This window comes from Gallaecimonas pentaromativorans, from assembly GCF_003751625.1.
Classification (GTDB): Bacteria; Pseudomonadota; Gammaproteobacteria; order Enterobacterales; family Gallaecimonadaceae; genus Gallaecimonas; species Gallaecimonas pentaromativorans.
In genome coordinates this window covers 103613-115751 of sequence record NZ_RJUL01000007.1, presented here as the reverse complement: position 1 = coordinate 115751, position 12139 = coordinate 103613, and the positions used below count along the sequence as shown (strand labels likewise).

General features: G+C 60.1%; 14 protein-coding genes. 10 read left to right on the top strand and 4 right to left on the bottom strand.

Going from position 1 to position 12139, the window contains the following annotated elements:
• Positions 1 to 6 precede the first annotated feature (6 nt).
• The 3 genes from EDC28_RS13610 to EDC28_RS13600 all read left to right on the top strand — a co-directional run bounded on the left by EDC28_RS13610 (position 7) and on the right by EDC28_RS13600 (position 3648).
• Positions 7 to 1293: a cation:proton antiporter gene (locus tag EDC28_RS13610; RefSeq protein WP_123421974.1), complete on the top strand. Its 1287-nt coding sequence runs from the start codon at positions 7 to 9 to the stop codon at positions 1291 to 1293.
• A 119-nt stretch (positions 1294 to 1412) separates the two neighbouring features.
• The gene (locus EDC28_RS13605) at positions 1413 to 2516 is read left to right on the top strand and encodes a PepSY-associated TM helix domain-containing protein (protein ID WP_148049856.1); all 1104 of its coding nucleotides are present in this window, start codon (positions 1413 to 1415) and stop codon (positions 2514 to 2516) included.
• A 55-nt stretch (positions 2517 to 2571) separates the two neighbouring features.
• On the top strand, positions 2572 to 3648 hold the full coding sequence (locus EDC28_RS13600) for a glycerol-3-phosphate dehydrogenase/oxidase (RefSeq protein ID WP_050659617.1): 1077 nt from the start codon (positions 2572 to 2574) through the stop codon (positions 3646 to 3648).
• Here EDC28_RS13600 and gstA read toward each other — a convergent pair.
• Positions 3645 to 4247 carry a glutathione transferase GstA gene (gstA, locus tag EDC28_RS13595; RefSeq protein WP_123421972.1) on the bottom strand — a complete coding sequence of 201 codons (603 nt, stop codon included), beginning with the start codon at positions 4245 to 4247 and terminating at the stop codon, positions 3645 to 3647. The genes EDC28_RS13600 and gstA overlap by 4 nt on opposite strands.
• Before the next feature lie 108 nt (positions 4248 to 4355).
• Between gstA and EDC28_RS13590 the strand changes: the two genes are divergently transcribed.
• The 4 genes from EDC28_RS13590 (at position 4356) to EDC28_RS13575 (ending at position 6803) form a co-directional block, all read left to right on the top strand.
• The gene (locus EDC28_RS13590; RefSeq protein ID WP_123421971.1) at positions 4356 to 4754 is read left to right on the top strand and encodes a winged helix-turn-helix transcriptional regulator; all 399 of its coding nucleotides are present in this window, start codon (positions 4356 to 4358) and stop codon (positions 4752 to 4754) included.
• 88 nt (positions 4755 to 4842) lie between these two features.
• The gene (locus tag EDC28_RS13585; RefSeq protein WP_050659620.1) at positions 4843 to 5391 is read left to right on the top strand and encodes a glutathione peroxidase; all 549 of its coding nucleotides are present in this window, start codon (positions 4843 to 4845) and stop codon (positions 5389 to 5391) included.
• 62 nt (positions 5392 to 5453) lie between these two features.
• Entirely contained in the window at positions 5454 to 5906 is a 453-nt protein-coding gene (locus EDC28_RS13580) for an NfeD family protein (protein WP_050659621.1), read from the top strand.
• A 36-nt stretch (positions 5907 to 5942) separates the two neighbouring features.
• A complete protein-coding gene (locus EDC28_RS13575; RefSeq protein WP_050659622.1) occupies positions 5943 to 6803 on the top strand; it encodes an SPFH domain-containing protein in 861 nt (286 codons plus the stop codon).
• 73 nt (positions 6804 to 6876) lie between these two features.
• Here EDC28_RS13575 and bdcA read toward each other — a convergent pair whose 3' ends face one another.
• Positions 6877 to 7590 (bottom strand): SDR family oxidoreductase, encoded by a 714-nt coding sequence (gene bdcA, locus EDC28_RS13570; protein WP_123421970.1) that lies wholly within the window; start codon positions 7588 to 7590, stop codon positions 6877 to 6879.
• Between the two features lie 112 nt (positions 7591 to 7702).
• Between bdcA and EDC28_RS13565 the strand changes: the two genes are divergently transcribed.
• Positions 7703 to 8641, top strand: a complete 939-nt coding sequence (locus tag EDC28_RS13565) for a LysR family transcriptional regulator (RefSeq protein WP_123421969.1) — start codon at positions 7703 to 7705, stop codon at positions 8639 to 8641.
• Positions 8642 to 8645: 4 nt separating this feature from the next.
• Here EDC28_RS13565 and EDC28_RS13560 read toward each other — a convergent pair whose 3' ends face one another.
• Positions 8646 to 9887 (bottom strand): MFS transporter, encoded by a 1242-nt coding sequence (locus EDC28_RS13560; RefSeq protein ID WP_123421968.1) that lies wholly within the window; start codon positions 9885 to 9887, stop codon positions 8646 to 8648.
• A gap of 113 nt (positions 9888 to 10000) precedes the next feature.
• Between EDC28_RS13560 and EDC28_RS13555 the strand changes: the two genes are divergently transcribed.
• The gene (locus EDC28_RS13555; protein WP_170164129.1) at positions 10001 to 11149 is read left to right on the top strand and encodes a nucleoside phosphatase; all 1149 of its coding nucleotides are present in this window, start codon (positions 10001 to 10003) and stop codon (positions 11147 to 11149) included.
• 48 nt (positions 11150 to 11197) lie between these two features.
• On the opposite strand, the gene EDC28_RS13550 is transcribed toward EDC28_RS13555, so the two are convergent.
• Positions 11198 to 11632 (bottom strand): DUF2214 family protein, encoded by a 435-nt coding sequence (locus EDC28_RS13550; protein ID WP_123421966.1) that lies wholly within the window; start codon positions 11630 to 11632, stop codon positions 11198 to 11200.
• A gap of 75 nt (positions 11633 to 11707) precedes the next feature.
• On the opposite strand from EDC28_RS13550, the gene EDC28_RS13545 reads away from it, so the two are divergent.
• Complete coding sequence (locus EDC28_RS13545) at positions 11708 to 12049, top strand: FKBP-type peptidyl-prolyl cis-trans isomerase (protein WP_123421965.1); 342 nt, start codon at positions 11708 to 11710, stop codon at positions 12047 to 12049.
• Positions 12050 to 12139: the final 90 nt, after the last annotated feature.

Genomic DNA, 12139 nt, shown 5'->3' with positions numbered 1-12139 from the left:
TACTCCATGACAGCATGGTACTTGATTTGTTTTCTCTCGGCCCTGGCCGTGTTCATTGCGTTCAGCAACCAATATATTCTTAAACTTCAAACGACTATCGCCATTACTACCGGCTCGGTGGTGATCTCCTTGCTGTTGATTTTGGCGGTGAAACTGTCCGGCGACAGCACCGCCATGGCCATCACCAAGGTGGTGTCGGGGCTTAACTTCAACGATCTGCTGCTAAAAGGGATGCTGGGCTTCCTGCTCTTTGCCGGCGCCCTGGAAATAGACCTGCAGGCCATGAAAAAGCAAGGGTGGGAAATCGCCATACTGGTGCTGTTCTCCACTCTCGCCTCCACCTTTATCGTTGGTTACTTCAGCCACTGGGCCCTCGATCTGCTGGGCTGGCAGGTGCCTTTCATCTACTGCCTGCTGTTTGGCGCCCTGATAAGCCCCACCGACCCTATCGCGGTGCTGGCCATCATCAAGCAGATGAAGGCCCCCGAGGGTATTTCGGTGCAGGTGGAAGGGGAGTCGCTGTTTAACGACGGCGTTGGCCTGGTGGTGTTTACCACCATTTTCGCGGTGGCCTTCTCTGGCACTGAACCGAGTATTGGCGGCGTGTCAGAGCTGTTCTTGACCGACGCCGTGGGCGGCGTGGCCTTTGGTTTTGTACTGGCCCTGATTGGCCATGTGCTGCTGCTGCACTCCAAAGACGCCAACATCCGCCTGCTGGTGAGCATGACCATCCCTTCGGCCGGCTTTGCTCTGGCTAACCTGATGGACATCTCAGGCGCCCTGGCCATGGTGGTGGCCGGTATCTTTATCGGCAACGTAACCCGTTCGCGGCTGCAACACGGCGACGAGCATGCCAAGCTCTACGTGCAGCACTTCTGGCACGCCACCGACAGCTTTCTCAACGCCTTGCTGTTCCTTATCATCGGCCTGTTGCTGGTCACCATGCCGGTTACTTTGACCGAGGTGATGATTGGCCTGTTGATGGTGCCCTTGGTGCTGCTGGCCCGCTTTATCAGCGTCGGCCTGCCCTATATTGGCTTTCGCCGCTTCCGCCAGTACGACCTTAATTCGGTAAGGATCCTCACCTGGGGCGGCTTGCGCGGTGGCCTGGCCCTGGCCATGGCGGCCTCCATTCCCCGTGGCCAGATGTTCGTCAACGACGTGGATATCCACAGCCTGCTGGTGATCATGACCTACGTGGTGGTGATCTTCTCCATCGTGGTGCAGGGGCTGACCATTTCGCCGCTTATTCGTAAAAGCATCGACGCTGCCAAAGCACGCAGTGGGCAGTGATAGCCAGTAAACGACAAAAACCGGCCAGTGGGCCGGTTTTTTTGTGCCTGGCGTCGACATCTGCAAAGTGGCTCTTCACAATACTCAAATGAGAATGATTGGCAATATTGGGTTTGGCCATGCGTAAATCCCTGTTCAAACTGCACTCCTGGTTGGCGCTGTTTGCGCTGCTGCCGCTGTTGGTGATTTCCCTAAGTGGCAGCCTGCTGGTGTTTAAAGACGAAATAGACGCTCTGTTACGGCCAGATGAGGTGCGTTTGGCGGCTCCCGGCGATTTGGCGCGCCAGCCCCTTGAAGCCCTGGCGGCCAAAGTGGCCAACGCGCATCCGGCTTTTGAGCTTGGCTCCTGGGAGATCTTTGACGACGGCCACACCGCCGACAGGGTGTATCTGGTGCGCCGCCACAGCAGCGACTGGTTCAAGCTCTATCTCGACCCCTACCGTGGCCAGCTGTTAAGCCAGCCGGTGCCGGTGGAGGAGCCTTTTACCGACTGGCTGCTGGAGCTGCATTTCAAGTTGCTGCTGGGGGATGGCGGCATGGCCCTTGGCGCTTTTTACGCCGCGATATTGCTGTTTCTGGGGATCTCGGGGCTGGTGCTCTATCGCCAGTTTTACCGGCGCCTTTTTACCCTGCGCTGGGGCAAAGATCTGCGCCTGGCGCTGAGTGATACCCATAAATTAGTGGGCACCCTGGCCTCGCCGGTGCTGTTGGCCCTGGCCTTTACCGGCCTGTGGTGGAACATCCAGTTTGTGGCCCATGAGCTGGAACATGAAGACCTGCCAGTCAGTGAACGACTCTACAACGACCAACTGCCGCTAGAGCAGCTGCGCCAGGACGCGCAAGCGCGGCTGCCGGGGTTCAAAGCCACTTACCTGCTGATGCCGCTGGAAAAGGGCTTTGCCATCAGCTTTTACGGCGCCGTTCCCAGTGCCAACCCCCTGGCCTCGGCTTACGGCAGCGGGGTGAGCTTTGATGCCCATAGCGGCGCCTACCAAAGCCATTGGGATATCCGCGAGCTGGGCCTTGGCACCGCCATTCTCGACAGCTACCGGGAGCTGCATTTTGGCAGCTTTGGCGGGCTGATCTCCAAGGTGCTGTGGGCGCTGGTGGGAGCAATGCCGCTGATTTTGGCGCTGTCCGGCAGCTATCTGTGGTGGCATCGCAAACACAAGCAACGCGGCGCAAAACGGCGCCGAATGCAGCTTGCCAATCAAGGAAGATAGCCAACTGGCTGTTTTTGCCTAGAATTTAATCGTTATTGCGCTGGCGGGAGGAGCCATGCGGGTTGCGGTTGTCGGTGGCGGTATCAATGGAGTCTGCATTGCCTGGGCGCTGGCTAAGCAGCTGCATCAGGTTACCCTGTTCGAGCGGGGCCAACTGATGGGGGAAACCAGCAGCGCCTCCAGCAAGCTGCTGCACGGCGGCCTGCGTTATCTGGAGCAGCGCCAATGGCGGCTGGTGCGAGAGGCTCTGGCCGAGCGCCACTGGTGGCTCAAGGCGGCCCCGGAGCTGACCCGCCGTCTGCCCATTCTCTATCCCATCTATCGCAACAGCCGGCGCTCCCGCTGGCTGTTAAAGGCGGGTTTGACCCTTTATGACACTCTCGCTCTCGGCAAGGGCCTGGGCTGGCACCGCTGGCTTAGCCACCAGGCGGTAATGGCCATGGAGCCTGATCTTGAGCGGCGCGGCCTGCTAGGCGCTTACTGCTTTTTCGATGGCCAGATGCTGGACGACCATGCCCTGGGGCTTTGGGCCGCCGAGCAGTGCCAGGCCGCCGGGGTTGAGATCTTCGAACAGCAACCGGTGCTGGCGATAGACCCGGAAGGGCTGGTGGTAATTAATGGCGGCATGGAGCAGTTTGATCAGGTGATCAACGTGGCCGGCCCCTGGAGCCAAAAACTGCTGGTGGACTCGGCGATGCGGCCGCGCCAGCAGCTGAGCCTGATTAGAGGCAGCCATCTGGTGCTGCCCGGGCAGCGCAGCCACGGGCTGATGCTGGAGGTGCCGTTCGAGGAGCGGGTGGTGTTTGTGTTGCCCCACGGGGAGCACACCCTGCTGGGCACCACCGAGGTGCGCCATCAATTGGGGGAGCCGGTGCGCTGCTCGGCCGAAGAGCGCCACTACCTGTTGCAGCTCTACAACCATTACTTTCTCAAACCCCGTACCGATGGCGAGGTGCTAGGCAGCTTTGCCGGGGTCCGGCCGCTATTGGCGGGCGCTTCTTCCCCAAGCCAGCTTAGCCGCGAATACGTGCTGAGTAGCCAGGGGCGGGTTTTGACGGTGAGCGGCGGTAAATGGACCACGGCCCGAGCCTTGGCCCGGGCCGTGTGCGCTAAAGTCGACGAGGATCTTTAGATCAGGCCTTCGGCCTTGAGGGCGCGCTGCACCGCGGGGCGCTCGGCAATGCGGCCAAGGTAGGCCTGCAGGGTCGGCCAGGGGTCGAGACTGAAATTCACCACCTGGGCCCAGCTCAGCACGGTAAAGAGATAGGCGTCGGCCACGGTAAAGCCGGGGCCGGCGATAAAGGACTTGTCGGCCAGGGTCTTGCTCAGCCAGTCCAGGCGGCGGGTCAGCAGGGCCTTGGTGGCTTCTTTCCAGTCGCCGGTTTGAGCCGGGTTGAACATCGAGCCCATGGGCTTGTGCAGCTCGGTAGAGATAAAACTCATCATACTCAGCAACTGGTAACGGGCTTCGCCACTGGCCGGGATCAGCGCCGCTTCCGGGTCCAGGTCAGCCAAGTATTGGGAGATAACCACGCCCTCGGTGAGGATATGGCCGTTGTCCATCTCCAGCGCCGGGACATAACCCTTGCCGTTGATGGCCAGGAAATCGTCGCCGGTTTCGGTGGTTTTGTCCTTCAAATCGACCTTGACCAGGCTGTGGTCCAGTTCCAGTTCTTCGAGCACGATATGGGGCGCGAGGGCACAGGTACCTGGCTTGTAATAGAGCTTCATCGGCTTTCCTTTTTTGATGCAAGGGTCTCTGGTTGGTCAGTGTAACCGTTGCTTTCTGGCTAACAAGTACTTACCGTTTGGTTAGTTTTGCATGACATTGTTGAAGTGATGACCCAAACCGCTCCTTTGTGCCTGCCCCCCGATGTGCTGAGTAAAGGCTGCCCGGCCCGCCACATATTGGAGGTGCTGGCCGACAAATGGACCCTGCTGCTGATGTATGCGCTGTCCGACAAAGCGCCGTGCCGCACCGGCGAGCTGCGCCGTCGGGTAAACGGCATCTCCGAGAAGATGCTGAGCCAGACCCTGCGCCGCATGGAGCGTTTTGGCCTGGTGGAGCGCATCGCCTACCCCGAGGTGCCGCCGCAGGTGGAATATCAGCTCACCGAACTGGGCGCCTCGCTAAGCGGCCCCATCCGTACCCTTAACCGCTGGGTGGAAGACAACGTCACCGCCATTACCGGTGCCCAGCTGCAATACCAGCAGCGCCAGCAAGACGGCGCCAACTAACGCTTTGCCGCGCCGGCTTTGATCAACATCATGGCCGGCCTGGCGCCAAACCGCTTTGATAGGACAGTATTCACCCAAGGAGACCACCATGACAGCCCTGAATGCCATTCCCTTTACCCTGATTGACGGCAAGGCAGCGACCCTCAAGGACTTTGCCGGCAAGGTGCTGCTGGTGGTCAACGTGGCCTCCAAATGCGGCCTCACCCCACAGTACCAAGGCTTGCAAAAGCTCTATGCCAGCTACCGCGACAAGGGCTTTGAGATTATCGGCTTTCCCGCCAACAACTTTCTTGGCCAGGAGCCCGGCAGCGAGCAAGAAATAGCCCAGTTCTGCACCGGCCAGTACGGGGTGACCTTCCCCATGGCCGCCAAGGTATCGGTGCAGGGCGATGATATTCACCCGCTCTTTGCCGCCATGATCGCCGAGCAGCCCCAGGCCACCGGCAATGTCGACAGCCAGCTCAAAACCCGGCTCACCGAGATGGGCCTGCTGCACCATGATGCCCGGCAAATCATGTGGAACTTCGAGAAGTTTCTGATTGATGGCCACGGCCAGGTGGTAGGGCGTTTCCGCCCCGACATCACCCCAGACGACCCGCGTGTGCTTTCCATGCTTGATAGCCTGCTGGGCCTTTGACTTGCTTGCTTAAGTGCAGCCTTTGCCGGACTATGGAGCCGGGTTTATAACCGGTAGCGCAAATGGAATTTGAACTTCAATACTGGCATTGGCTGGTGTTTGGCATGGTGCTGATCATCGCCGAGATGTTTCTCGCCTCCTTTACCCTGTTCTGGTTTGGCCTCGGGGCTCTGGTCGTAGCCGGGCTGATGGGGGTTTTTCCGGCGCTGCCCCTGCCTTGGCAACTGGTGCTTTGGGCCCTTAGCTCCATTGTGTTTACGCTGCTCTGGTTCCGCTACCTAAAGCCATTGATGGCCGATAAAAGCAAGGCGGGTAATGCCAGCGAAGCCATTAAAGGCGAAGTGGGCCAGGTTATCGTCTTGCCGGTTGACGACAAAAGAGGAGTGGTGCGTTTTACCACCCCCCTGCTGGGCGATGACGAATGGCCTTTTATCTGCCGCAACACTGTTGCGCTGGGTGATCGGGTTTATGTTACCGATATTTCGGGCAACACCCTGATCGTCGAAAAACGCTGAGGCAGCGCCGCTGCCCATCAAACCAAGGATATATTCATGCTTTTCAACGGAATGAGCATCGCTGTGGTGTTTGTATTGCTGGTGCTGATCACCATCTTTATGGGGGTCAAGATAGTTCCCCAAGGCAGCAAGTACGTGATCCAGCGTCTGGGTAAATTCAGCCGCACCCTGGGCCCCGGCCTGCATTTTGTGATCCCCTATGTCGATATGGTGGCGTACAAGGTCACCACCAAGGACATTGTGCTGGATATTCCCTCACAGGAAGTGATCACCCGCGACAACGCAGTGATCATTGCCAACGCCGTGGCTTACATCAACATCGTCTCCCCGGAAAAGGCCGTTTACGGCGTTGAGAACTACGCCTTTGCCATCCAGAACCTGGTGCAAACTTCCCTGCGTTCCATTATTGGGGAAATGGATCTGGACGATGCCTTGTCCAACCGTGACGCCATCAAGGCCAAGCTCAAGGGGGCCATCTCCGACGACATCGCCGACTGGGGCATCACCCTCAAGACCGTCGAAATTCAAGACATCAATCCGTCCCCTACCATGCAAAAAGCCATGGAAGAACAAGCCGCCGCCGAGCGGGGCCGCCGCGCCACAGTAACCCGCGCCGACGGTGAAAAAGCCGCTGCCATCTTGCAGGCCGAAGGCCGTCTGGAAGCGTCCCGTCGTGATGCCGAGGCCCAAGTGGTGTTAGCTACCGCCAGCCAAGCGGCCATCGAAAAGGTCTCCGAAGCGGTCAAAAATAACGAATTGCCGGTGATGTACCTGCTGGGAGAGCGCTACGTGGACGCCATGAAAGACATGTCCACCTCCCCCAATAGCAAGTTGGTGATATTGCCGGGAGACATCCCAGCCGCTATTCGTGCCCTAATGGGGGGCGTGATGAAATAACAAAAAACCCGCCGCGGCGGGTTTTTTGTTGCTCTGCGGCCAGCCCTGTCCGGCACCGCCTAGGGTGACGGCCTCAGGCGCCAAAGCCGCCGTCGATGGTGTGCTGAGCACCGGTGATATAACCGGCTTCCGGCCCGGCCAAGAAGGCCACCAGGGCGGCGATTTCCTCGGGCTTGCCGTGGCGTTTGATGGCCATGAAGGAATGCATCAGCTCGCTGAAGGGGCCTTCGGCCGGGTTCATGTCGGTATCTACCGGGCCGGGCTGGACGTTATTGACGGTGATGCCGCGCTCGCCAAGGTCACGAGCCAGGCCGCGCACCATGCCTTGCAGGGCCGATTTGGTGAGGGCGTAGGCGCTGGCACCGGCCATGGGCATGCGGTCGCCGTTGACCGAGCCGATAACGATGATGCGCCCGCCGTCTTTCATCTGCCGGGCGGCAGCCACGGCGGCGTGATAAGGGGCCCTGACGTTGATGTCTATCATGCGGTCTACGTCGTCGGCAGCCAGGGTCAGGGGGTCGCCCATCAGCAGGGTGCCGGCGTTGATCACCAGGATATCCAGGGGGCCTTGGCTGTCGATAAAGGCGGTGAGCTGGTCGCGCTCGCTGCTGTCTACCTGCACGGCCTGGCTGGCGGTGCTGTCGGCCAGGGCTTTGGCGGCTTGCGCCGAGCCGGCGTAGGTAAAGGTGAGGTAGGCGCCTTCGGCGCTCAGGCGGTTGACGATGGCGGCGCCGATGCCACGGCTGCCACCCAGGACCAGGGCTTTTTTCGCTGTCAGAGTGTTCATCAGTATTTCCTCGGTAAGGGAGTTAATTAGGACGCACTCAGGCTATTCCTTAACCACAGAAGGAAAAACAGCCTAAAATTCAAATCATCTTTCTGGAAGTCAGAAAAATCCCATGAATCAGCTGGAACAGATCCGCATCTTTGTCGAACTGGTGAGGGCCGGCAGCGCCACCCAGGCCGCCAACCGCCTCAACCTCGCCAACTCGGCAGTGAGCCGGCGCTTAAAAGAATTGGAGGCGAGGCTGGGCACCCAGCTGTTGCACCGCACCACCCGCAGCATGACCCTGACCGAAGACGGCCGGGCCTACTTTGAGCGCTGCGTGCAGATCCTCGATGACCTCGACGAAGCGGAGCGCGGCTTGTCCAGCCGGGCCAGCGAGCTGAGCGGCAGGCTGCGCATCGCCGCGCCCTGGAGCTTTGGGGTGTCTCACCTGGTGCCAGCCATTACTGAGTTTATGCACCTGCACCCCAAGGTGCTGGTGGATTTGGATATGAACGACAGGCGGGTGGACTTGGTGGCAGAGGGGATAGACGTGGCCATTCGTATCGGCGAGCTGGGGGATTCAAGCTATATCGCCCGCAAGCTGGCGCCGGTCAGCCATGTGGTGGCCGCTTCCCCCGATTATCTGCAGCGTTTTGGGCGGCCCGAGACGCCGGACGATCTCGCCCATCACCAGGGGCTTTGCTATGCCAACCTCAAGGCCCCCGGCCAGTGGTTGTACTTTGACCAAAGCGGCCAGCGCTGTAGCGTCAAGGTGCCGATAAGACTCAGGGCCAGCAATGGCGACGCCTTGCGCCACGCCGCCATCGCCGGGCTGGGGGTCTTGTGCGAGCCCAGCTTTATCACCTTCCAGGCGATGCGCCAGGGGCTGCTGGTGCCGCTATTGACCGAATATCGCTGGTACCAGATGGGGATCTACGCCCTCTACCCGCAAACCCGCCACCTTTCACCCAGGGTGCGCGGCTTTATCGACTTTCTCAGCCAGCGCTTTGGCGACCACCCCGAATGGGAGCAGTACCTTCCCGAACCGCCGCAAAAAAGCAGGGGCTGAGGGCTCAACCCTTGCTTTGGGCCAGCTCCGCTTCCAGCCATTTGGGTCTTGGCAGGCGGCCGGCCAGCACGTAGAGCACCATCACCAGCAGGGTGCAGGCGGCCATGGCGAGATACAAAGCCCGGCCGGAGTAGTGCTCGAGCATCCAGCCCCCCACCAACGGTGCCATCGACCAGCCGATGGAAAAAAGGTTACCGGCCCCGAAGTAGGCGCCGCGCAGTCTTGGCGGCGCCATGGAGTCGATTTGCACGTTGATGTTGGGAAAGAGGATCACTTCCCCCAGGCTCAGCACCAAGGTCGCGCCAATCCAGCCCCAGTAGGCGCTCATGGGGTTAAAGGCATACCAGAGCTGGGCGGCGCCCATCAGTACCAGACCAATCTGCATGCGCTTGGCCACAGGCATCCGCGCCATCATTTTAAGGAGCGGAAACTGCAGCACCATCACCGTTACCGCGTTTACCAGAATGAGCATCGAAATAAGCTCTATCAGCTTCGGCACCTGGGCCAGGGTCAGGTATTGAATGAGCGAGGAGTCGATATGGGCAAACACGAACATCAGCAGAATATTGGCCAGGATCAGCAGCAAAAAGCTGTGGTCCTGGCGCAGCAGAGATAGGGTCTGGCCGAACCCCTGGCGGGCAAGGCTGGTGTCTTCCCGGCGATAACCCCGGCCAAAGGCCCAGGCTAGCAGCGCCACCAACAGCACATAGCTGGCACTGGTGAGATAAAAGGTGGACTGCTGGGCAGTCAGCCCCGCCCAGACCCCCAGCAAAGGCCCCAGAGCGCCCCCGAGGTTGATAAGAAAGTAGCGCAGTTGCAGGGCCAGCTCCCGGGATTTGGCATCGGGCAGTTGGTCGCCCATCAGCGCCTGGGCGGCAGGTTCAAAGGTGGCCCGGCCAACGGAGGTGAGCATGATACCCAGCACATAGCCGGTGATGCTGTGGGCGCTGGCCAGCACCCCAAAGGCCAGGGCGTTTAAAAGGCCGGCGCAGTACAGCACCGCCTTGCGGCCAAAGCGGTCGGACAAGGCGCTGACATAAAAGCCGAGTATGCTGCCAGCCACCGCCGCCAGGCTGAGGATAAGGCCGATTTGCAGCGGGTTGAGGCCAAAATCCTGGTGCAGCAGTACTGCCAGGAAGGGCCAGACCATAAAGAAGGTGCCGCGGCTGACAAAGGTGCCCCAGAGGGTTATCCACACCAGCAGCGGGAAGGTTTTGAGGCGCTGCAGCGAAAGCGGGCTGTCCATGGCAAAGATCCATTGGGTCGGCCCTTCATCAGAACAAAAATCAGGCGTTTGTGAAACGGATTTTTTATACTCGCCACCAATATAAGCCCTTTAGTTTTAAGGTTTTTATGCCTTTGCGCCCGTTGTTGTTCCTGCTGCTGTCTTTGACGGCCTCGCCGCTGCTGGCTAAGCCTGCCTGCCAACTGATGTTTGATGCCGGCTCCAGCGGTACCCGGCTCTTTCTTTTTCAGCAAAAGGGCGGGCAATTGGTAAGCCAGCGTGGCCCGAAAATCGCGGCCCTGGCCGACCCGGTGCGGGGCATTCGCGGTAAAACCGCCGAAGATATTCCGGCCACCGCCATGGCGCTGGCCAAGGCGCTGGAGGACTTTCGCCACGACGGCCCGGCAGGCGAGGGCGGCAAACCCCGCTGGCGCGGTTTTGACTGGCGTGAGCGCTGCCGGTTACAGGCGGTGTCGGTGCTGGCTACCGCCGGTATGCGCCTTGCCGAGCAAGAAGCGCCGGGGCTCAGCCAAACCCTGTGGCTGGCGGTGCGCCAGCAGCTGCAACTGGTTGTCGGCCCCAAGGTGCAGGTTGAGGCCCGCACCCTGAGCGGCTTTGAAGAAGGGCTTTATGCTTGGCTGGCCCGCTATCAAAAACGCCAGCGCCGCGATTTTGGCATAGTTGAAATGGGCGGCGCCTCCAGCCAGGTGGCCTTTCCCTGCCCGGCCTGTAGCCTTGATGACGATGCCCTGCACCAAGTGGTGATTGGCGGCAAGGCGGTGCCCTTTTACAGCTATTCCTTCCTGGGGCTGGGCCAGGATCTGGCGCCCGGCTATCTTGGCCTGCCTGACCCTTGCCGCTTCGGCGCCGGTAAGGGTAACCCTCGGTGGCGCCTTTCCCAGTGCCAGGCCCAGCTGCTGCTTACCCAGGGCCCGGCCATTCGCGACCCCGCCAATTACCAGGGCGGCATCAAAGGCACAGAGCGGCAGGTGCCGGTGGCCAAAGCCGGTGTGGACAAGTGGTATTTGACCGGCGCTTTTAAATACCTGGAGGCCGACCAGGTGGCGCGCTGCTGCCAGGGCAGCGGCCAGTGCTACCAGCCCGAAACGGCCTGTTTTCGGGCCGCTTATCTGCCGCTGCTGCTGGAAAAACTGGGAGTGCCGGCCACCGCCAAGGTCAAAGACAGCAGCTGGACCTTGGGGGCGGCGCTGTGCCGCCAGGAAAACTGCCTGGCCAAGGCAGGTGTGCTTGCCTGCCGCTGGTCCAAAAACGGTTGTCTTTGATTTAGCTGGGCTTTTAAGGCTTCGCTACGGGCCGCGCCGGGAAGTATCTCAGGAAAGGCCGATGCCTTTGGCCATCAACACTGCCAGCAGTGGGATCACCAGCAACAGCAGCAATTCGGTGCGAATGAGCATCACCACCACCTTGGGCATGGCAACGGTCTCGGCGCTGCTGTTGCGGTGCTTGCGGTAGAAGAGGGTGGGGTAAATCGACAGCAAGGCGGCCAGCACAAAGAGCGTGATTTTGAGGTGGAACACCCAATTGTGGCTGTAAAAAACAGCCGGTTTGCCGACCCCAAACCACAGGGTCAGGCCGGCGGCCAGCACCACCAGCGCGCTGAGGCCAAAAATGGTGTCGATACGGGCCAGGCGTTTGAGCTCGGCCGGGGTCATGGTGGGTGCCAGCAACAGGTGCTCGGCCACCAAGGTGGCCATCAGCGCCATCATGCCGATGAAATGCAGGTAACGAAAAAAGATGTCGTCCATCAGGAGTCCGCGTGAAAAGGTTGCGAGCTGCCTACTCTTTCATAAAATCGAGCCTTTCCCAACAAGGGCAGCGTTATGAGCAGCGAACTGAAGATTGAAGACATCCTGGTGGGCGAGGGTAAAGCGGCGGTCAAAGGCGCTCTTATCACCACCCAGTACCGGGGCACCCTGGAAGACGGTACCGAGTTTGACTCCAGCTACGCCAAAGGCCGGCCGTTCCAATGCGTGATTGGCACCGGCCGCGTTATCAAAGGCTGGGACATCGGTCTGATGGACATGAAGGTGGGCGGCAAGCGGCGCCTGTGGGTACCGGCAGAGCTGGCCTACGGCGAGCGGCAAGTCGGCCCCCATATCAAGCCCGGCTCCAACCTGTTGTTTGAAATCGAGCTGTTGGAAGTGCTGACCCGCGACGACTGAGTTTGTCGCGGCCTTAAACGGCGGCAGTATTTCCCCTGGCAGGACAGCCAGGTTGCCCAATACTAAAACCTCGGTCTGCACCGAGGACGG

What these genes read in the sequence shown, in the direction of transcription:
- EDC28_RS13610 (WP_123421974.1), top strand. Translation starts at nt 7, where the DNA reads ATGACAGCATGGTACTTGATTTGTTTTCTCTCGGCCCTGGCCGTGTTC.
- EDC28_RS13605 (WP_148049856.1), top strand. Translation starts at nt 1,413, where the DNA reads ATGCGTAAATCCCTGTTCAAACTGCACTCCTGGTTGGCGCTGTTTGCG.
- EDC28_RS13600 (WP_050659617.1), top strand. Translation starts at nt 2,572, where the DNA reads ATGCGGGTTGCGGTTGTCGGTGGCGGTATCAATGGAGTCTGCATTGCC.
- gstA (WP_123421972.1), bottom strand. Translation starts at nt 4,247, where the DNA reads ATGAAGCTCTATTACAAGCCAGGTACCTGTGCCCTCGCGCCCCATATC.
- EDC28_RS13590 (WP_123421971.1), top strand. Translation starts at nt 4,356, where the DNA reads ATGACCCAAACCGCTCCTTTGTGCCTGCCCCCCGATGTGCTGAGTAAA.
- EDC28_RS13585 (WP_050659620.1), top strand. Translation starts at nt 4,843, where the DNA reads ATGACAGCCCTGAATGCCATTCCCTTTACCCTGATTGACGGCAAGGCA.
- EDC28_RS13580 (WP_050659621.1), top strand. Translation starts at nt 5,454, where the DNA reads ATGGAATTTGAACTTCAATACTGGCATTGGCTGGTGTTTGGCATGGTG.
- EDC28_RS13575 (WP_050659622.1), top strand. Translation starts at nt 5,943, where the DNA reads ATGCTTTTCAACGGAATGAGCATCGCTGTGGTGTTTGTATTGCTGGTG.
- bdcA (WP_123421970.1), bottom strand. Translation starts at nt 7,590, where the DNA reads ATGAACACTCTGACAGCGAAAAAAGCCCTGGTCCTGGGTGGCAGCCGT.
- EDC28_RS13565 (WP_123421969.1), top strand. Translation starts at nt 7,703, where the DNA reads ATGAATCAGCTGGAACAGATCCGCATCTTTGTCGAACTGGTGAGGGCC.
- EDC28_RS13560 (WP_123421968.1), bottom strand. Translation starts at nt 9,887, where the DNA reads ATGGACAGCCCGCTTTCGCTGCAGCGCCTCAAAACCTTCCCGCTGCTG.
- EDC28_RS13550 (WP_123421966.1), bottom strand. Translation starts at nt 11,632, where the DNA reads ATGGACGACATCTTTTTTCGTTACCTGCATTTCATCGGCATGATGGCG.
- EDC28_RS13545 (WP_123421965.1), top strand. Translation starts at nt 11,708, where the DNA reads ATGAGCAGCGAACTGAAGATTGAAGACATCCTGGTGGGCGAGGGTAAA.